Annotated in this window: 18 protein-coding genes; 6 read left to right on the forward strand and 12 right to left on the reverse strand. The window is 75.2% G+C overall.

The features are described 5' to 3' along the window. Genes BLS67_RS21015 through BLS67_RS21025 form a run of 3 tightly spaced genes read right to left on the reverse strand, consistent with a single transcriptional unit; the run spans position 1 to position 4,543 of the window. Positions 1-693 carry an SGNH/GDSL hydrolase family protein gene (locus BLS67_RS21015; RefSeq protein WP_091249556.1) on the reverse strand — a complete coding sequence of 231 codons (693 nt, stop codon included), beginning with the start codon at positions 691-693 and terminating at the stop codon, positions 1-3. Then, positions 690-3,215 (reverse strand): bifunctional lysylphosphatidylglycerol flippase/synthetase MprF, encoded by a 2,526-nt coding sequence (locus tag BLS67_RS24845; RefSeq protein ID WP_091249560.1) that lies wholly within the window; start codon positions 3,213-3,215, stop codon positions 690-692. Before BLS67_RS24845 ends, BLS67_RS21015 begins: the two co-directional genes overlap by 4 nt. Next, on the reverse strand, positions 3,212-4,543 hold the full coding sequence (locus tag BLS67_RS21025) for an alpha/beta hydrolase (RefSeq protein WP_207500784.1): 1,332 nt from the start codon (positions 4,541-4,543) through the stop codon (positions 3,212-3,214). Before BLS67_RS21025 ends, BLS67_RS24845 begins: the two co-directional genes overlap by 4 nt. A gap of 134 nt (positions 4,544-4,677) precedes the next feature. Between BLS67_RS21025 and BLS67_RS21030 the strand changes: the two genes are divergently transcribed. Beyond that, a complete protein-coding gene (locus BLS67_RS21030; protein WP_207500785.1) occupies positions 4,678-6,486 on the forward strand; it encodes an ArnT family glycosyltransferase in 1,809 nt (602 codons plus the stop codon). On the opposite strand, the gene BLS67_RS21035 is transcribed toward BLS67_RS21030, so the two are convergent. Both BLS67_RS21035 and BLS67_RS21040 read right to left on the reverse strand, forming a co-directional pair. After that, positions 6,483-7,712, reverse strand: coding sequence for a class I SAM-dependent RNA methyltransferase (locus BLS67_RS21035; protein ID WP_091249563.1), 1,230 nt, complete (start codon positions 7,710-7,712; stop codon positions 6,483-6,485). The genes BLS67_RS21030 and BLS67_RS21035 overlap by 4 nt on opposite strands. Next, on the reverse strand, positions 7,709-9,721 hold the full coding sequence (locus tag BLS67_RS21040) for an APC family permease (RefSeq protein ID WP_091249669.1): 2,013 nt from the start codon (positions 9,719-9,721) through the stop codon (positions 7,709-7,711). The genes BLS67_RS21035 and BLS67_RS21040 overlap by 4 nt, the downstream gene beginning before the upstream one ends. Positions 9,722-9,843: 122 nt before the next feature. Here BLS67_RS21040 and BLS67_RS21045 point away from each other — a divergent pair, with 122 nt between their 5' ends. Together BLS67_RS21045 and BLS67_RS21050 are read left to right on the forward strand one after the other, a co-directional pair. Continuing rightward, positions 9,844-10,512 (forward strand): potassium channel family protein, encoded by a 669-nt coding sequence (locus BLS67_RS21045; RefSeq protein ID WP_091249673.1) that lies wholly within the window; start codon positions 9,844-9,846, stop codon positions 10,510-10,512. Next, positions 10,512-11,177 (forward strand): potassium channel family protein, encoded by a 666-nt coding sequence (locus BLS67_RS21050; protein WP_091249568.1) that lies wholly within the window; start codon positions 10,512-10,514, stop codon positions 11,175-11,177. The genes BLS67_RS21045 and BLS67_RS21050 overlap by 1 nt, the downstream gene beginning before the upstream one ends. A 100-nt stretch (positions 11,178-11,277) precedes the next feature. Here BLS67_RS21050 and BLS67_RS21055 read toward each other — a convergent pair whose 3' ends face one another. From BLS67_RS21055 to BLS67_RS21080, 6 genes are read right to left on the reverse strand one after another with little or no spacing between them, the layout of a single operon-like run. Further along, positions 11,278-12,033 (reverse strand): DUF3159 domain-containing protein, encoded by a 756-nt coding sequence (locus BLS67_RS21055; protein ID WP_242654250.1) that lies wholly within the window; start codon positions 12,031-12,033, stop codon positions 11,278-11,280. After that, positions 12,030-12,407: an OB-fold nucleic acid binding domain-containing protein gene (locus tag BLS67_RS21060; protein WP_091249570.1), complete on the reverse strand. Its 378-nt coding sequence runs from the start codon at positions 12,405-12,407 to the stop codon at positions 12,030-12,032. The genes BLS67_RS21055 and BLS67_RS21060 overlap by 4 nt, the downstream gene beginning before the upstream one ends. Then, positions 12,404-13,114 (reverse strand): DUF3710 domain-containing protein, encoded by a 711-nt coding sequence (locus BLS67_RS21065; RefSeq protein WP_091249573.1) that lies wholly within the window; start codon positions 13,112-13,114, stop codon positions 12,404-12,406. The genes BLS67_RS21060 and BLS67_RS21065 overlap by 4 nt, the downstream gene beginning before the upstream one ends. A 1-nt stretch (position 13,115) precedes the next feature. Next, complete coding sequence (gene dut / locus BLS67_RS21070) at positions 13,116-13,583, reverse strand: dUTP diphosphatase (protein WP_091249575.1); 468 nt, start codon at positions 13,581-13,583, stop codon at positions 13,116-13,118. A gap of 9 nt (positions 13,584-13,592) precedes the next feature. After that, positions 13,593-14,486, reverse strand: a complete 894-nt coding sequence (locus tag BLS67_RS21075) for a hypothetical protein (RefSeq protein WP_091249577.1) — start codon at positions 14,484-14,486, stop codon at positions 13,593-13,595. Position 14,487: 1 nt separating this feature from the next. Beyond that, positions 14,488-14,787, reverse strand: coding sequence for a DUF4193 domain-containing protein (locus BLS67_RS21080; RefSeq protein WP_091062581.1), 300 nt, complete (start codon positions 14,785-14,787; stop codon positions 14,488-14,490). A gap of 269 nt (positions 14,788-15,056) precedes the next feature. Between BLS67_RS21080 and BLS67_RS21085 the strand changes: the two genes are divergently transcribed. After that, positions 15,057-16,103 carry a phosphotransferase family protein gene (locus BLS67_RS21085; RefSeq protein WP_091249579.1) on the forward strand — a complete coding sequence of 349 codons (1,047 nt, stop codon included), beginning with the start codon at positions 15,057-15,059 and terminating at the stop codon, positions 16,101-16,103. Positions 16,104-16,161: 58 nt separating this feature from the next. Beyond that, complete coding sequence (locus BLS67_RS21090) at positions 16,162-16,704, forward strand: LytR C-terminal domain-containing protein (RefSeq protein ID WP_242654251.1); 543 nt, start codon at positions 16,162-16,164, stop codon at positions 16,702-16,704. 104 nt (positions 16,705-16,808) lie between these two features. Here the strand turns inward: BLS67_RS21090 and BLS67_RS21095 are convergent, their stop codons facing one another. Further along, positions 16,809-17,636, reverse strand: a complete 828-nt coding sequence (locus tag BLS67_RS21095) for an inositol monophosphatase family protein (RefSeq protein ID WP_242654252.1) — start codon at positions 17,634-17,636, stop codon at positions 16,809-16,811. Positions 17,637-17,688: 52 nt separating this feature from the next. Here BLS67_RS21095 and ppgK point away from each other — a divergent pair, with 52 nt between their 5' ends. After that, complete coding sequence (ppgK, locus tag BLS67_RS21100) at positions 17,689-18,432, forward strand: polyphosphate--glucose phosphotransferase (protein ID WP_091249685.1); 744 nt, start codon at positions 17,689-17,691, stop codon at positions 18,430-18,432. Positions 18,433-18,521 lie beyond the last annotated feature (89 nt).

Raw genomic sequence — 18,521 nt, forward strand, 5'->3', positions numbered from 1 at the left:
TCAGCGAGTCTGCCCCGCGGGTACGACATCGGCGGGGTCGAGCAGGGCCTCGCGCAGCGCCCGCCCGACGGCGACGGAGGCCTCCTCGGTGGGGTGGACGCCGTCCAGGGTGGCGCCGTCCCGGTAGTCGCCGTCGTCGTCGCGGATCCCGCCCATCGGGTCGACGTACTGCCAGCCCTCCTCGTCGGCGAGCCGGGCGAGGGCGTCGTCCATGGCCAGGGTCTCGGCCCCGAGGCCGTCCTCCGGGGCGACGGCGGACAGCACCACCCGCGGGATGCCGACCGCGTCGGCGATCTGCACCAGCTGGTCCAGCACCTGCTGGGTCGGCACGTCCCAGTCGATGTCGTTGTTGCCGGCCATCAGCACCAGGACGTCGGCGTCGGCCGGCGGCTCGGCCGCGACGCCGGCCAGCATGTCCTCGGTGGTGGCTCCGGCGTGCGCCCAGCCACCCAGGACGTGCACGCCCTGGCCGGTCGCCCACCACGTCCAGGAGTCGCGGGCGAGCACCCCGGCGTCGAAGTCGGGGCAGCTCATCTCGGTGATCGAGTCACCCACGACCACCACGCGCAACGGGTCGGCGGTGGGCGCCGCCGGGGCGACCGCGGCCGCCGACCGCGCCACCGGGACGGCGCACCCCGCGAGGACGAGCACCGCCCCGACCAGCCCACCGGCGGCCGCCGCCCGCCCCCTCACCGGGCGCCCGAGCCGACCAGCTCGGACGGGGACGACGCCGGGCCGCCCGCGGCGACCGGCCGCCGCGGGCGGCGACCCACCAGCACCGCCCGGCCCAGGCGCAGCGCCTGGGCCGGCGACAGGTGCGGCAGGTAGGCCTGCGAGACCGCCCGGGCGATCCGCGGCAGGTCGGCGGTGTCCAGGTGGACCAGCCACAGCGGCCGGTGCCGCGGCTGGAACTTGGCCTTGAACGACAGCAGGGACCGGAAGCCGTACACCGGCTCCATCAACCGACCCGTGGCCTCGAGGAGGCGGGCCAGGGCGTCGTCCTCGCCGCCGCCGGCCGGGAAGGCCAGCGGAGCACCGGACAGGCTCACGAACTCGGCCCTCTCCTCCTGGAAGGTCAGCGCCGCGGTGCCGACCAGGAACTCCATGGTGCCCGGTGGGCACCCGGGGCTGCGCCGCATGAGGTCCAGTGTCCACCCGACCCGGACGCCGTCCCGGCTGGCCGGCAGCCAGCTGGTGATCCCGTGGACCCGGCCGTCGGGTCCGACCGAGAGCAGGCAGCGGACGTCGGGGTCCTCGAGCTCGTCGAGCCCGCCCAGGGTGAACCCCATCTCGGGCAGGCCCTTGCCGGCCAACCACTCCTCCGAGGAGCGGGCCACCTGCTCGCGCAGGGCCAGCGGCGCCTCCGCCCAGCGCAGCCACACCGCCTGCACGCCGTCCCGCGCGGCGCGGTTGACCGCCGTCCGCACGTCCTGCCACTTCTTGCCGGTGAAGGCCAGCTGCCCCAGCGGCAGCCAGGTCTCGCTGGCCACCTGGACCCGCCGGGCACCGGGCAGGGCCTCGACCACCCCGTCGGTCACCGAGTACCAGCACGGCGTCCAGCCGCGGGCCAGGCACCAGGTGGTGAACTCCGGGACCGCCCGCGCGCGGGCGTCGGGGGCACCGACCGGGTCACCGGTGGTCAGCGCGACCCCGCCGACCACGCGGAAGGCGACGACGGCCTGCCCGTCCTCGGTGAACCACCAGCGGTTGCCGACCCAGGTGGTCATGAACGACAGCGCCCCGTCGCCGTGCCGGTCGACCAGGGCGCGGGCCCGGGCGGCGTCCCCGCTGGGCACGGCCGGCCGGACGACGATCCAGGCCGACCCCACCAGGACCACCCAGCAGGCCACGCCGGTCCAGTTGGCGAGCACCCGCGCGGCACCGTGCAGCGGCGCGAGCTCCGGCAGGACCTCGCCCAGCCAGCCCGGGGGCAGCATGCGGGCGGGCAGGTCCAGCAGCAGCCGGCCCACGGTGGGCGGCCGGGACCACTCGCCCCGCAGCAGCAGCCCTGCCCCGACGTAGGCCAGCACCACGACCCCGAGGCCGCCGCCGGCCAGCCCGGCCCAGCGCCGAGCCGTGCCCGGTGCCGCGGGCACCGGGAACCGGTTCCGGGTCAGCAGCAGCAGGACCAGCACCGTCACCGGGGCGGCCACCGGCGCCCACACGGCCACGACCGGCAGCCCGCCCCGCGGGGTGCCGAGGGTGGTCAGGGCCGCCTGGGGGTCCTGCAGCACGGCGGCGACGACCACCGCGCCGACCACCGCGAGCACCCCGGAGTACACGACGGCACCGACCCAGGCAGCTCGCCGACCACGGCGGAGACCCTCGGCGAGCACCAGCTGCACCAGCACCGGCAGCGCCGAGAGCAGGGTGGGCCCCAGGCCCGCCAGGTGGGAACGGCCCAGCAGCACCCGGCAGTCGTCGAGCTGCGTCCCCTTGCCGCAGAGGGTGCTCAGGGTGCCGGCGTCGGGTGCCCCCGAGACGAACAGGTGCGACAGGACCGACCACGGACCGGTGGACGTCCGCGCCAACGCCGCCACCAGCGGCCCGATCGCCGCCGCGGCGACCACCAGGGCGACCAGGGCCCGGGACTCGCGCCGGCTGACCGGCCCCCGCTCGACGTGCCGGCCGCGCAGGCGCACGGCCAGCTCGCCGGCCAGCAGGCCGACCACCCACCCCGCCAGCCGGTGCACGTCGCCCCCGGTGCCGCCGTAGAGCACCAGCATGACCAGCCCGACGCCGAGCACCACCCGGACCCGGCGGCGCACCAGCGGCGTCGCGACGGCCGAGGCCGCCGCGACCGTCGCGAGGACCCCGGGCAGCGGGCCGACCACCAGCGCGCCCGCCAGCCGCAGGCCCCAGCGGTCCCCGGTGGTGGCCAGCAGCGCCGACGCCCCGGCACCGAGCAGACCGGCAGCCACCTGGCCCAGGACCAGCGCAGGTGCGGTCCGGCGACTGCCCCACCGGTGCTCCACCGGACCGAGCAGGGCCGCGATCAGCAGCAGCGTGACCAGGGTCCCGGCGGGGGTGGCCACCGACAGGGCCGAGGCCGGCAGCGTCCACCAGCGCCCCGCCGCCAGCGCGTGCGCACCGGTGCCCAGCGTGCGGTCGGTGCCCCAGGAGGCGCCGACGGCGACGACGACCACGAGGACGGCGGTCACCGGCACCCGGCGCAGCAGGGCCACGAACCGCCCGGTGACCTGGGCGGGGTTCACGAGGGGAGCCCCAGCTGCTGGGCCAGCCACGGGAGCGCGCCCTCGAGGCCGGGGCCCCAGACCTCCCAGGAGTGGCCGCCCGGCAGCGCGGTGCTGACCACCGTCGCCCCGGCCTTCTTCAGCGCCGCGGCGACCTCCTCCGCCTGCGGCCGGTACTGGTCGTCGCCCCGGCCCACCACCAGGTAGGCGTGCAGGTCCGGGTACTGGCGGGCGGCCAGGAGGTGCAGCGGGTCGACGGCGTCGAAGGCGGCCTCGTTCCCGCCGAAGGTGGCCTGCAGCGTGTCGGCGGTGCTGCCCAGGGTGGGCGCGCGCTGGCCCGATGCGTCGAAGATCGTCGGGAAGAGGTCGGGGTGGTTGGTGGCCAGCTGGAGGGCGCAGGTGCCCCCGTAGGAGAAGCCGCCGACCGCCCAGTGCGCGTGGTCGGTGTCCACCTGGAGGTTCGCGCCGATCCAGGCCGGCACGTCCACCGACAGGTACGTGTCGGCCTTGCCCAGCGCGGAGTCCATGCACAGCGGGTTGCTGCCCTCCCCGCCCAGGTCGTCGGGCATGACCACCACCGGGGCGAGGCCGTGGTGCTCCGCCGCCCAGTCGTCGAGGCGGTGCGCCAGCTGGCCGCCGTCGATCCAGTCCCGCGGGCTGCCCGGCTGACCGCCCAGCAGCACCAGGACGGGCAGCGCGGGCCGGTTCGAGCTCAGGTAGGCCGGCGGCAGGTAGACCCAGGCCGGTCGCGCGGGGAAGCCCGACGCGGTCGCCGGGATGGTCACCTGCGTCAGCGCGCCGGTGTCGGGCATCCCGGCCGGCGGCGTCCAGTCGGCCAGCGAGGTGGAGGACACGGCGTCGGTGGTGAGGACGTCGGCGGCGTCGACCTGGTCGTAGGGCGGCAGCTGCAGCGCGGCGGCCACCGTCGGGTACGGCTGGTAGACGGCGTTGACGTTGTTGGCCGCGCCGAGCACCACCCCGACCAGGGCCAGCGCGATCAGCGCCCGCCGCCACCACCGGGCCCGGGCCCAGCCGGCCACCGCGAGGGTGATCCCGAGCAGCCCCAGCCCGATCCACAGCGGCACCACCCACGGCAGCCCGTCGGGGAAGGGCTTGGCCACGACCAGCACGACCTGGGCGATGCCCAGCAGCACCGCGGCGACCAGCACCGCGACCGGGACGCGCCGGGTGAACCAGCGCCGGTCCCGGTGGGCGACCAGCAGCGCGGCGAGGCCCACGAACAGGACCACGACCAACGTGACGTACAGGGCCCCGGAGACCAGGTGCAGTCCGATGAACCAGCGCCACAGGTGGCTGAGCACGATGTCCTCCTCGATCGACAGGAGCACCGTCCAGGTGTCCGCTGGAGGGAACCGGGAGATCAGCTGTGAGCCGCCTGCACACCGTGCGGACAGCCGACCGACGGGAGGTCCACAGCCGGCCGGGAGCCGGCTGCCAGCCACCGGCCTCACAGTGCACAGCCGTGACGTTGCTGCACGCCCACGACCCGGCGACCGCCCCGGCCCCCGCCGCGGCCGGTCCCCGCCGCCGCCCACGACCGGACCAGCTGGCCCTGGCCGCGCTGCTGGCCGGCACGACCGCGCTGTACACGGTCGGCCTCCCCCGGTCCGGCTGGGGCAACGCCTTCTACGCCGGCGCCGCCCAGGCCGGGGCGCAGAGCTGGTCGGCCTGGTTCTTCGGCGCCTCGGACGCCCCGGGCGCCGTGACGGTGGACAAGCCCCCGGCCGCGCTGTGGGTCATGGGTCTGTCGGTGCGGCTGTTCGGCCTGTCGAGCTGGTCCGTGCTGGTGCCCCAGGCGCTGATGGGCGTGCTCGCCGTCGCCGTCCTCGCCGCGGCGGTGCGGCGGGTGCTGGGCCCGTGGGCCGGGGTGCTGGCCGGGCTGCTGCTGGCGGTCACACCCGTGGCCACGCTGATGTTCCGGTACGACAACCCCGACGCGCTGCTGACCCTGCTGTGCGTGCTGGCCGCGTGGGCCGTGGGCCGCGCGCTCGAGGACGGCCGGACCCGGTGGCTGCTGCTGGCCGGCACCGTCGTCGGGCTGGCCTTCCTGACCAAGTCGCTGCAGGCCTTCCTGGTGCTGCCGGGCCTGGCGGGGGCCTACCTGGTGGCCGGGCCGCCGCGGCTGCGGCGCCGGGTCGGCCAGCTGCTGGCCGCCGGGGTGGCGCTGGTCGTGACCGCCGGGTGGTGGGTGCTGGCCGTCTCCCTGGTCCCCCGCGGCGACCGGCCGTGGGTCGGCGGCACCACCGACGACAACCCGCTGAGCCTGGCCCTGGGCTACAACGGGCTGGGGCGGCTCAGCGGCGACGAGGCCGCCGGCGGGGGCGGCATGCACCAGAGCTCCTCGAGCATCTGGCGGCTGGTCGGGTCCGGCGGGGACGAGTCGGGCTGGCTGCTGCCGGTGGCGGCGCTGGCCCTGGTGGCCGGGCTGGTCGTCACCGCGCGCGCCGCACGGACCGACCGGGTGCGCGGCGCCCTGCTGGTGTGGGGCGGCTGGCTGGTCGTCGCCGCCGGCGTGCTGAGCGTCATGAAGGGCATCGAGCACAGCTACTACGCGGTGCAGCTGGCCCCGGCCATCGCCGCCGTGGTCGCGATCGGCGGCACCGTGCTCTGGCGGGCCGGGCCGGTCGGCCGTCGCGTGCTGGGCGCCGGTCTCGTCGTCGCGACCGCGTGGAGCGCCGCCGTGGCGGTCGTGCACTGGCACCGGCCCGCCGCGGCCGCCGTCCTCTCCGGTGTCCTGCTGGCCCTGGTCGCCGCGGCGCTGGTGGCCCTCCGCCGGGGTGGGCGGCGCCGGTTCCTGACCGCTGCGGTGCTGGCCGTCGTCCTCGGTCCGGCGCTGTGGTCGGTCAGCACGGCCGCCGGGGTCCACGAGAGCAGCAACGTCTACGCCGACCCGCCGCCGCTGACCGCCCGGGGGTGGCTGGAGGGCCGGCCCGACGGTCCCGGTGTCACGCAGACCGCGCTGCACGACATCCGGGACGGCGCCGCCGGCTACACCTGGGCGGCCGCCACCACCGGGCACCACGGAGCGGGCATCCAGCTGGCCACCGGCGTGCCGGTCATGGACATCGGCGGCTTCTCCGGCCAGGACCCCACCCTCACCCTGGCGCAGTTCCGGGCCGACGTCGCCGCGCACCGGATCCACTTCTACGTCGACGGCCTCGGCGGTGGCCCCGACGCCTCCCGCATCCGCGACTGGGTGCGGGCCCACGGCACGCCGGTCCCCGCCGGCGACACGAAGCTCTGGGACCTGTCGGACCTGGCGCGGAGCTAGCGGGCCGGCTCCAGCAGCGCGACGCACTCCACGTGGGCGGTCATGGGGAAGGCGTCGTAGGCGCGCAGACCGGTGAGCCGCCAGCCGGCCTCGGCGAAGACCGCGACGTCGCGGGCCAGCGACGCGGGGTCGCAGGCCACGTAGACCACGGCCCGGGCCCCGGTGTCGGCCAGCACGGCGCTCACCTCGCGCCCGGCCCCCGACCGCGGGGGGTCCAGGACGACGACGTCGGGCGGGCCGTCCAGCTCGGCCAGCAGCTCGGTGAGCCCCTCGGCGTCGACGTCGCCCTGCCAGACCTCGGCCTGCGGGAGGTCGGACAGGTTGTCCGAGGCCGCGGCGCACGCACCGGCGTCGGACTCCACGCAGACCACCTGACCCGCCGCCCCGACCCCGGCGGCCAACGAGCCGCCGAACAGGCCGGCTCCCGCGTAGAGGTCCAGCACCCGCTCCCCCGACCGCACCCCGGCGAACCCGGCGACCGCGCCCACGAGGGCGTCGGCCGCGGCGGGGTGGACCTGCCAGAACCCGGTGCCCTCGACCTGCCAGTCGCGGTGCCAGGCCTTGCGCTCGGCCCGCGACCCGGTGGCCCCGGCACCGGACGGCCGGACGACCCGGGTGGACTGCGGGTGGCCCCGGCGGTCCAGCGTCGTGGTGGTCACGCCGCCGACGGAGTCCACGGCCACGTCCACCGCCCCGGCGCCGTCCCAGCGGCGGCCCAGCACGGCGTCGGCCGCGGGCTCGACGGTGATCGGGCAGTCGTCGAGCACGAACACCTCGCGGGAGCGGTGCGGCCGCAGGCCGGGCCGACCGGACCGGTCGACCGCGAAGCGGGCGCGGGACCGCCAGCGCAGCGGTCCACCGGGCAGCTCCTCGACGTCGAGGGAGACGTCCATGCCGGCCAGCCGGGCGAACTGCTCGGTGACGACGTCGCCCTTGAGCCGGCGCTGCGCGGCCGGGTCGACGTGCTGCCAGTCGCACCCCCCGCACCGGCCCGGGCCCGAGGACGAGCACGGCCGCTCGACCCGGTCCGGCGAGGGGTCCAGCACCTCGACGGCGTCGGCGCGGCAGTAGCCGGCGTGCCGGTCCTCGGTGACGGCGACGACGACCCGCTCACCGGGCAGCGCGTGCCGCACGAAGACCACCCGGCCCTCGTGCCGGGCCACGCAGTGCCCGCCGTGCGCCACCGGTCCGACCGTCACCTCGAACCGCTCGCCCAGCCAGGTCATGGGGGGTCCGTCGTGATGCCGCGGCGCAGGTCACCCGGGGCCACCCCCGGCCGCATGGCGTCCTCGCGGTCCCGGGAACCCTCGAGCTGCCAGGGCACGGTGGTGATCATGACCCCGGGTTGGAACTGCAGCCGGGCGCGCAGCCGCAGCGCGCTCTGGTTGTGCAGCACGTTCTCGAACCAGTGGCCCACCACGTACTGCGGCACGAAGACCACCACCAGCTCGCGCGGGCTGTCGCGGCGGATGTCCTTGACGAAGTCCAGCACCGGCCGGGTGATCTCCCGGTAGGGCGACTCGAGCACCGTCAGGGGCACCGGGATGTCGTAGCGGTCCCAGTCGGCCTGCAGCGCCCGGGTGTCGGCGTCGTCCACGTTGACGGTGAGCGCGGTGAGCTGGTCGGGCCGGGTGGCCCGGGCGAAGGCCAGGGCCCGCAGCGTGGGCTTGTGCACCTTGCTCACCAGGACGACGGCGTGCACCTTCGAGGGCAGAGTGCGGGAGTCACCGCTGGGCACCAGCTGCTCGGCCACCTGCGTGTAGTGCCGGTTGATCTGGCGCATCAGCAGGTAGATGAACGGCATCGCGACGATGACGATCCAGGCGCCGCGGGTGAACTTGGTCAGCACGATGATGATCAGCACGATCGTGGTGATCGAGCCGCCGAGGGCGTTGATGACCTGCGAGCGGCGCATGCGGGCCCGCTCGACGCCCTCGACCAGCTTCATCTCGCGCTTCCAGTGCCGCACCATGCCCCACTGGCCGATGGTGAAGCTGGTGAACACCCCGACGATGTAGAGCTGGATCAGCCGGGTCGAGTCGGCCTGGAAGGCGACCAGCATGACCACGGCGAAGCCCGACAGCAGCAGGATCCCGTTGCTGTAGACCAGCTTGTCGCCGCGGGTGTGCAGCTGCTTGGGCATGAAGCGGTCCTGCGCCAGCACCGAGCCCAGCAGCGGGAACCCGTTGAACGCGGTGTTCGCCGCCAGGATCAGCACCAGGGCGGTCGCCGCCTGGATGTAGTAGAAGCCGATCCCGTCGCTGCCGAACACCGCGCCGGAGACCTGGGCGATGACGGTCAGCTGGGGCTGGGTCTCGCAGTTGGCGAAGCCCTCGAGGTCGCAGGGGAACTCGGCGTACTTGACCCCGGAGAACAGCGCCAGCGCGGTCACCCCGGCGAACATGGCCGCCGCGATGCCGCCCATGAGGGCCAGCGTGGTGGCGGCGTTCTTCGACTTCGGCGGGCGGAACGCCGGCACCCCGTTGGCGATCGCCTCGACGCCGGTCAACGCGGTGCAGCCCGAGGCGAAGGCGCGCAGCACGAAGAAGATCAGCGCGAGGCCGGCCAGGTTGGAGTACTCGGGCTCGGGCGTGATCGTGTAGCTCGCGCTCTCGGCGACGAGCGAGGCGTCGGTGAAGAAGTACTTTATTAACCCGGTCACGACCATGACCAGGATGCCGGCCACGAACAGGTAGGTGGGGACGGCGAAGCTCTTGCCCGACTCACGCACCCCGCGCAGGTTCGCCGCGGCCAGGAACGCCACCAGCCCGACGGCGATGACCACGCGGTGCTGGGCCAGCCCCGGGAACGCCGAGATGATGTTGTCGGTGCCGGAGGCGACCGAGACCGCCACCGTCATCACGTAGTCGGTGAGCAGCGCGCTGGCCACCACCAGCGAGGCGAACCGCCCGTGGTTCTTGGCCGCCACCTCGTAGTCACCCCCGCCGGAGGGGTAGGCGTGCACCACCTGGCGGTAGGACAGCACCACCACGACCAGCAGCAGGACGACGGCCACGGCCAGCCACGGCGCCAGGAAGAGGAAGGCCGACCCGGCGAGGGTCAGCACGATGAGGATCTCCTGGGTGGCGTAGGCCACCGAGGAGAGCGGGTCGCTGGCGAAGATCGGGAGCGCCAGGCGCTTGGGGAGCAACGACTCGCCGGCCTTGTCGCTGCGGACCGGTCGGCCGAGGACGAGACGTTTGGGGAGTTGTCCGAGGTCGGACAGCGAAGGCACGCGGCGATCGTACGGACGCTGCATGTGCACGCGGCCCCGGCCACGTCATGTCGCCGGTGTAGCTTCGCGCGCTGTACGGCCCGGCGGTCCGCGTCGGCCGGCAGGACCCGCGGGGAGTGCACGTGCACGTGGTCGTCATGGGCTGCGGCCGGGTCGGTTCGGCCATCGCGCGGCGCCTGGAGGAGATCGGGCACAGCGTCGCGGTCATCGACCAGAACGCCGAGGCCTTCCGCCGGCTGGGCCCCGAGTTCAACGGCCGCCAGGTCACCGGTCTCGGCTTCGACCGGCAGACGCTGCTGGACGCCGGCATCGACTCCGCCGGCGCCTTCGCCGCGGTGAGCAGCGGCGACAACTCCAACATCATCAGCGCCCGGGTCGCGCGCGAGACGTTCGGCGTCGAGCACGTCGTGGCCCGCATCTACGACTCCAAGCGGGCCGAGGTCTACGAGCGCATGGGCATCCCCAGCGTGGCGACCGTCCCGTGGACGGTCAGCCGGCTGATGCGCGAGCTGCTCAGCGTCAAGGTGACCGAGATCTGGCGCGAGCCCACCGGCAAGGTGCTGCTCATGCGGGTCACCGTCACCGACGGCTGGGTCGGCCGTCCGCTGGCCGACCTGGAGAAGGCCAGCGGCGCCCGTGCCGCCTGGCTGGTGCGCTTCGGCGAGGCCCAGCTCCCCCGGCCCAGCACCGTGCTGCAGACCGGCGACCACCTGGTGGTCGCCGCCACCGACGAGATCGCCGTCGCCGTGCACGACGTCGTCGAGAACGCACCCGAGGGAGGGCAGCACTGATGCGCGTCGCCATCGTGGGCGCCGGCGCCGTGGGGCGCTCGATAGCCGGGGAGCTGCTGGGCAACGGCCACGCCGTCATGCTCATCGAGAAGAACGCCGCCAAGGTGCGGGCCAAGGCCGTCCCCGGCGCCGAGTGGGTGCAGGCCGACGCCTGCGAGGTCAGCGCCCTCGAGGAGGCCCACCTGGCCACCTGCGACGTCGTCATCGCCGCCACCGGTGACGACAAGGCCAACCTGGTCGTCTCGCTGCTGGCGAAGACGGAGTTCGCGGTCAACCGCGTGGTGGCCCGGGTGAAGGACCCCCGCAACGAGTGGCTCTACACAGAGGCGTGGGGCGTGGACGTCGCCGTCTCCACCCCGCGCGTGCTGGCCGCGCTCGTCGAGGAGGCCGTGACCGTCGGCGACGTCGTCCGGCTGATGAGCTTCCGCAAGGGTGCGGCCAACCTGACCGAGATCACCCTCGCCGACGACACCCCGTGGGTCGGCCGCCCACTGCGCGACGTCCCGCTGCCCCGCGAGACGGTGCTGACGGCCATCCTGCGCGGCGAGCGGGTCATCACCCCGACCCCGGACGAACCCCTCGAGGCCGGCGACGAGCTGCTCTTCATCATGCACGGCGACGTCGAGGAGGACCTGCAGGAGGTCCTGTCCGGCAAGCCCGTCTAGGCCCCGTCCAGAGGCTCGCCGCGAGCTCGCGAGCGGTGAGGAGGACGGGGTCCTTCCTCTGCAGGAGGTCCTGTCGGGCAAGCGGCTGGACTGAGCCGGGTCAGGCGGTGGTGCGGTGGCGGTGCAGGCGGGCGACGGCCCAGAGGGTGACCACCAGCGCCACGCCGGTGACCGGTAGCCCGAGCACCAGGGACGACGTCCCCAGCAGGGCCACCTCGTCGCGCCAGTAGAGGAACCCCTGCACCGCTGCGCGCACCACGAAGGTCGCTGCCCAGAGCAGGGTCAGCCAGGTGTAGACCCGCATCATGCGGCGGTCGGTGCGCCAGTGCCGCTCGGGGGCCGCGTCGGGCTCCCGCAGGGTCGCCTCGTCGTCCTGGGCCCGGACCTCGGCCACCCGGGCCTTCGCCCGGCCCCGGAGCGACCCCTTGAGGCTGTGGTCGGCCATCGAGCCGAGGTGGCTGGGGGCCAGGAACTCGGCGGCGACGCCGACCAGCGGCCACCGCACCAGCACCGAGCCCAGCAGCAGCACGCCCAGGCCGGCGTTGCGGATCAGCCCGACCACGAAGAAGTCGCGGGCCTCGCCCGACGCACGGGCGATGGCCACCGCGATGGCCACCCCGATCAGCCCGCTGAAGGCCTGCTGCAGGCTCTCCTTGCGGAGCAGCCGCAACCCGAAGACCAGCAGGGCCGCACCGAGCGCGGCCCAGATGCCGACGGTCAGCCCGCCGAAGCCGTTGGCCACCACGAAGGCCACCGTGGGCAGCGAGACGTCGACCATGCCGCGCCAGCCCCCGAGGGAGTCCAGCACCAGGTCACGGTCGAACGCGGGGGCCTTGCGGCCGGCGGGTCGGCTCACCCGGCGCCCAGCTCGTACCAGGGGTTGTAGATGACCTTGCGGCCCTCGAAGGAGGCGAACCGCCCGCGGGCGCTCAGGGTACGGCCGGGCTCGATGCCCGGGATCCGCCGGCGCCCGAGCCAGACCAGGGTGACCGACCCGGAGCCGTCGAACAGCTCGGCCTCCAGGGTCGGCACGGTCTCGCGCGGGGTGTAGACCACCGACCGCAGCCGGCCGGTGACCGCCACGACCTTGCCCTTCTGGCAGCTGCCGACCGGCTCGCAGCCGGAGCTGGCCACGTCGGACTGCAGCTCCTGCGCGTCGATCGTCGCGTCGTCGGCGGTCAGCTTGGCCAGCGTCTTGGACAGCCAGCTCTTCGGACGGGTCTCGGTCACGCGTCCAGGGTAGGACCGCTGCGGCCCTTCGCCGCGGCCTGCTGGGCGGCGACCTGCTCGGCCGCCCGCGCGGGGAGCGTCATGGGCAGCTGCTCGCGCACCGGCATCGGGTCGGTCCCCCGGACGACGACGATGTTCCGGAAGGCCGCCTCCAGCGCGGCACCGGCCTCGGGGGTCTCGGCGGCCGGGCCGCTGATCATGCCCCGCAGGAACCACCGCGGACCGTCCACGCCGATGAAGCGGGCCGGTCGGTGGACCGCCTCGGCCGGCGCAGTCTGCCCCGGCTGGGGCGGCGGGCTGGCCTTGACGAACCCGGCCAGCTCCGGGCCGAAGGGACCCTCCCGCTCGGTGAGCGAGCCGCCCTGGCCGCCGGCGCTGGTGGCGAGGTCGGCCCGCACGCCGTCCCAGATGCCACCGGCCCGGGGGGCCGCGAAGGCCGAGACCTGGAGCAGGGAGTCCCCCTCGCGCAGGCTGGCCCCGATGACCTTCTGCTGCGCGTTGACGTCGACCCGCAGCTCCATGCCGGGGACGCCGGGCAGCTTCAGCGACCCCAGGTCCACGCGGGGGACGCCGTCCTCGGGGGCGTCGGCGGAGTCCCAGGGCCCGGTGGTCTCGTCGCGCTCGCGCTCGCGCACCTGCGGCTCGGGCGGGACGCCGCGCTCGCGCACGCTGCGCTCGATCCGGTTGCGCCGTCGTCCGAACGGCATGTCAGGCCTGCCCCTCTGTCGTGGTGGTGGTGCGCCCGGTGGAACCGTGCCCCCCGGTGCCCCGCCGGGTGGCCGGCAGGTCGGCCACCGGGGTGAACACGGCCCGCACGACCGGCTGGACGACCAGCTGGGCCACCCGGTCGCCGCGGCGGAGCCGGATGGTGGTGACCGGGTCGGTGTTCACCAGGTTGACCTTGATCTCGCCGCGGTACCCGGCGTCGATGGTGCCCGGCGCGTTCACCATGCCCAGGCCCAGCCGGTGGGCGAGGCCGGAGCGGGGGTGCACGAACCCGGCGTACCCCTCGGGGATGGCCACGGCGACCCCGGTGCCGACCAGCGCCCGCTGGTGCGGTGCCAGCTCGACGTCCTCGGTGATCGTGAGGTCGGCCCCCGCGTCGCCCGGGAGTGCGTAGGCGGGGACGACGGCGCCCTCGGCGAGGGTGACGGCGATCTCCAACGGGGACGACACGGGGCGAGGCTAGTGCCGGCCGGGCGCGCGCGGGACCGGCCCCCGCAGATCGGCGAGGACCGCCTCGGCGAGCTGCCCGGTGGCCTTGCGGTTGCTGCGCGCGGCCAGCCCCGCGCCGATCATCAGCGGGGCGGCCGAGGAGACGTTGCGGGCCAGCCGCCGGGTCACCCGGCGGCGCAGCGCGTTCACCCCGGCGCTGCCCAGGGTGGCGAGCAGACCGCCGCCGCCGGGACCGGACTCGACGGCGCGCTGGCGCGTCCAGCTGGTCAGGTAGGCACCGGCGCGCGCCCGCGCGTCGCCCTCGGCGGGCCGGCCGTGCAGCTCGTGCAGCTCGCCGATCAGCACCACCTCGACCGCGGCCACCAGGACCGTCTCGGCCCCGAGCTCCAGCGGCAGCGCGATCATCGACGGCGGCGCGAACCACTGCGCAGCGGTCAGCCCGCCGGTGGCGGCCCCGATGCCGGCGGTGATGCGGGCGTACCGCGTGACCAGCGCGTCGGCCACGGCCGCCTCGTCCATGCCCGGGTACGCGGCCCGCAGGCGGGCGGCGTCGCGGATGGGCAACCGCGGGGCGGCGGCGTGCAGCAGGTCGGTGAGGACGGTCCCCGGGTGCCACCCCGGACCGGTGTCCCCGGCCCGGTCGCTCCCCCGGCCCTCGTCGTCCCGGCCCTCGTCGTCCCGGCCGCTCCCGCGCGCCGCCGTGCCGACGGCCGCGACCACGTCGCGCAGCACCGCCGCCGCCCGGCCGCCCTTGCCGGTCGGCTCCTGGCCGTCGGGGCGGTCCCCCAGCAGCCCGGCCACCGCGTCGGCCACCGACCGCGCGGCCCGCGCGAGCGGTCCGGCGGTCGGCTCGTCGTCGACGACGGGGCGGGGCGGGGGGACGTCCCGCGGCGGCAGGGTCACCTCAGGCGCAGTCGCGGCAGATCAGCCGATCGCCCTTGGTGCTGGCCAGCCGGCTGCGGTGGTGGACCAGGAAGCAGCTGGAGCAGGTGAACTCGTCCTCCTGCTTCGGCAGCACCCGGACGGTGAGCTCCTCGTTGGACAGGTCGGCGCCGGGGAGCTCGAGCGCCTCGTTGAAGTCGGTCTCGTCGACGTCGACCGACGAGGACTGCGCCTCGGCCCGTCGTGCCTTGAGCTCCTCCAGCGAGTCCTCGCCGAGCTCGTCGGCCTCGTTGCGTCGTGGGGCGTCGTAGTCGGTGGCCATGGTGTGCCCCTCTTCCTTCGTCGTCCGGGCCTGCGGGCCCGGGGTGCTGTGTGCCGGCGTCCCGGTGGCCGCGGTCTCGGGCCGCCCTGGACGTGCCCCGCGGCGGTTGCCGTCGGGACTCCGGCGTGGCCCCCAACGTGGCGGACCCCGCGTTTGTGCCCGACCCGGCGACCGTCACACACCGCGGCCGGACCGAACCGGTGCGTGGTGTCCCACAGCCCTGGAGCAGCGGCGTCCGGGCCAGGGGCGGCAGAGGTTACCCTGCGCCGATGACCGCCACCGTGGGTGCTGATCCAGGGGTCGTCGGCCCCTACCTGGCCACCGTCCTCGAGGACGAGCGGTGGCGCGAGGTCGACGTCGACCTGATCGCCGCAGGCATGTCCAACCTGACCTACGTGGTGACGCCGCGCGGTGGCAGCGCGGACGACGCCGTGATCCTCCGCCGCCCACCGACCGGGGCCGTGCTGGCCACCGCGCACGACATGGCCCGCGAGCACCGGGTCATCAGCGGCCTGGCCGGCACACCCGTGCCGGTGCCGCGCACGCTGCACCTGTGCACCGACACCGAGGTGCTGGGCGCCCCGTTCTACGTGATGGAGCGGGTCGTCGGCGTGCACGTGGTCGACGAGCTGCCGGCCGGCTACGCCGACACCGAGCCCGAGCGCCGGGCGCTGGGCGACGGCCTGGTCGACGTCCTCGCCGACCTGCACACCGTCGACCCCGCCGCGGTGGGCCTGGGCGACTTCGGCCGCCCCGAGGGCTTCCTGGCCCGCCAGGTGCGGCGCTGGACCACCCAGTGGGAGGCCACCCGCGACACCGACCGGCCCGACCTCGACGAGCTCGCCGCCCAGCTGGCGGCCAGCGTGCCGACCACCCGGCGCAGCGGCATCGTGCACGGCGACTACCGCATGGACAACTGCCTGCTGGACCCGCAGACCCCCGGTCGGGTGCGCGCGGTGCTCGACTGGGAGATGTCCACCCTCGGTGACCCGCTCACCGACCTCGGCATGCTCTTCGTCTACTGGCCGCAGGCCGGCGAGGACCGCGGCGTCGCCCTGTCGGCGGTGACCGCGCTGCCCGGTTTCCCGACCAGGGCGCAGGTGGCCGAGCGCTACGCCGAGCGCACCGGCACCGACCTCGGCGACCTCTCCTGGTACGTCGGCTTCGCCTACTTCAAGTTCGCGTCCATCCTGGCCGGCATCGTGGCCCGCTCGGCCGCCGGCGCCATGGCCGGGAAGGACGCCACCGGGTACGCCGACAAGATCGGCCCGTGCGTCGAGCTCGGACGCGCCGCACTCCGGGACGGTGCGGTCTGACCGGCCCCGACGCCACTACCATCTGGCCGAACCCCGTCCTCCCCCGAGCGGAGCGCAGTTGAGCGAGACCAGCGACCGGCGCCCCCCGCGCGCCCGCCGCGACCGCAGGCCGATGATCCCCGTGATCTTCCTGCTCGTGCTCGCCCTCGCCGCGCTCGGCGTGTGGTGGAACGTGTTCCGGGACGCCGAGGCCATCGCCCAGGACAACGCCGCCGCGTGCAGCACCGCGGCCGAGGCACCCACCGCCCTGGACCCCGCCACCGTCGAGCTGCACGTGCTCAACGCCACCGACACCGCCGGGCTGGCCCAGACCGTGGCCACCACCCTGCAGTCCCGCGGCTTCGTCGTCAGCGAGATCGCCAACGACCCCAGCCCCCGCAAGGCCGAGGTCACCGGCGTGGGCGAGCTGCGCTTCGGGCCCCGCGGCGCGTCGACCGCCGACTACGTCGCGCTGTACCTCCCCGGCGCGACCGACTACACCGACACCCGCGCCGACTCCACCGTCGACGTCGTCATCGGCCCCGAGTTCGCCGAGCTGGCCACCCAGGAGCAGGTCGACGCCGCCCTCACCACGGTCGCGAGCGCCACCGCCGCCTGCTAGGTCGTCGGTCGGCCCGGCTGCAGGGGCCCGGGGCGCGCGCAGCGTGTCCCGGGGGGCAGTCGGGTCCTTCTGCCTCCGGGCCCCCTCCTCGCGATCCCCAGGGGTCAGTCGTGTGCTCGGGCGACGAGTGCTCGGAAGCCATCCGCGATGGTCGGTGGGGTGGCCAGGACCAGGGGGTCGGCCTTGCCCCAGCCGGTGGTGACCTCGACGTGCAGGCCGGCCTCGGTGGCGACCAGGTCGGCGGCCAGGTGGTCCCAGGGCTTGAGGTCCAGCTGGTAGAACGCGTCGACCCGGCCCGCGGCGGCCAGGCAGATCTCCACCGCGGCCGAGCCCCAGCGCCGCACGTCCCGCACCTCGGGGAGGACCCGGGCCAGCACCTCGCCCTGCCGGGTCCGGATACCCCGGTCGTAGGCGAAGCCGGTGGCCACCAGGGTGTGCTCCAGGTCCGGGGGCGACGAGCAGCGCAGCGCCGTGCGGACGCCGTCCCGCTCGGACCAGGCACCCCGGCCGCGCACGGCGGCGAACGTCTCCCCCGTCGGGACGTCGGCGACCACGCCGACCTCGACCACGCCGTCGACCTCGGCGGCGATGCAGACGGCGTACGAGCCGAGGCCGTAGAGGAAGTTCACCGTCCCGTCGATCGGGTCCACCACCCAGCGCACCCCGCTGGTGCCGCTGCGCGAGGCCCCCTCCTCCCCCAGCACGCCGTCGTCGGGGCGGGCCCCGAGCAGCCGGTCGACCACCAGGCGCTCGCTGGCCTTGTCGACGGCGGTCACCACGTCCACCGCGGTGGTCTTGCTCTCGACGTCGTCCCCCGCCCGGGCCCGGCCGGCGGCGACCAGCGCGGCGGCCTCCCCGGCGGTGGCCAGCGCGAGGGCCAGCAGCTGGTCGACGAGGGTCTGGGGGGCGGCCTGCTCGGGGGATGCACTCACAGGGGTGATCCTGCCGGTGCCGCTCGCGGGCCCGACCGCATACCCTGCCCGCGTGCAGGGCTTCGGAGTGGACGTCGGCGGCAGCGGCATCAAGGGATGCCTGGTGGACCTGGATCGGGGTGAGCTCATCGGCGAACGGGTCCGCATCCCCACCCCGCAGCCGGCCCTCCCCGACTCCGTCTGCGACGTGATCGGCGAGGTCGTCGGCCAGTTCGACTGGCAGGGGCGGGTCGGGGTCACCTACCCGGGCGTCATGAAGAGCGGCGTGGCCTACACCGCCGCCAACATGGACGCCTCGTGGATCGGCACCGACATGGCCAAGGCCGTCGAGACCCGGGTGCCCGGCACGGTGCAGACCCTCAACGACGCCGACGCCGCCGGGCTGGCCGAGATGGCCTTCGGCGCCGGCAAGGGCCAGCGCGGCCTGGTGCTGATGCTGACCTTCGGCACCGGCATCGGCAGCGCGCTGTTCATCGACGGGCAGCTCGTGCCCAACACCGAGCTCGGCCACATCGAGGTCGACGGCAAGGACGGCGAGAAGGCCGCCTCCGCCGCCGCACGCGAGCGCGAGGAGCTCTCCTACCCCGACTGGGCCAAGCGGGTCGACCGCTACCTGGACACCCTCGAGCGGGGCATCTGGCCCGACCTCATCGTGGTCGGCGGCGGGGTCAGCAAGAAGGCGCACAAGTGGGTGCCGCTGCTGTCCACCCGCACCCCGGTGGTGCCGGCGCAGCTGCTCAACGACGCCGGCATCGTCGGCGCCGCGCTGGCCGCGGAGCAGCGCATCGGGCAGTAGCCGACCCGGCAACCGCTATCGGGGCGGAGCCGTGCCGGATCCCCGTGGGCACGGGAGTGACCGTCGCTACAATGACGGAGCCCCACCGG

Origin of the sequence: Klenkia soli, from assembly GCF_900103975.1 — a bacterium.
In the GTDB taxonomy this organism is placed as follows: domain Bacteria; phylum Actinomycetota; class Actinomycetes; order Mycobacteriales; family Geodermatophilaceae; genus Klenkia; species Klenkia soli.

Coding starts and splice junctions, on each gene's coding strand:
- BLS67_RS21080 (WP_091062581.1), bottom strand. CDS start 14,787: ATGGCCACCGACTACGACGCCCCACGACGCAACGAGGCCGACGAGCTC.
- BLS67_RS21085 (WP_091249579.1), top strand. CDS start 15,057: ATGACCGCCACCGTGGGTGCTGATCCAGGGGTCGTCGGCCCCTACCTG.
- BLS67_RS21035 (WP_091249563.1), bottom strand. CDS start 7,712: ATGACCTGGCTGGGCGAGCGGTTCGAGGTGACGGTCGGACCGGTGGCG.
- BLS67_RS21050 (WP_091249568.1), top strand. CDS start 10,512: ATGCGCGTCGCCATCGTGGGCGCCGGCGCCGTGGGGCGCTCGATAGCC.
- BLS67_RS21065 (WP_091249573.1), bottom strand. CDS start 13,114: ATGCCGTTCGGACGACGGCGCAACCGGATCGAGCGCAGCGTGCGCGAG.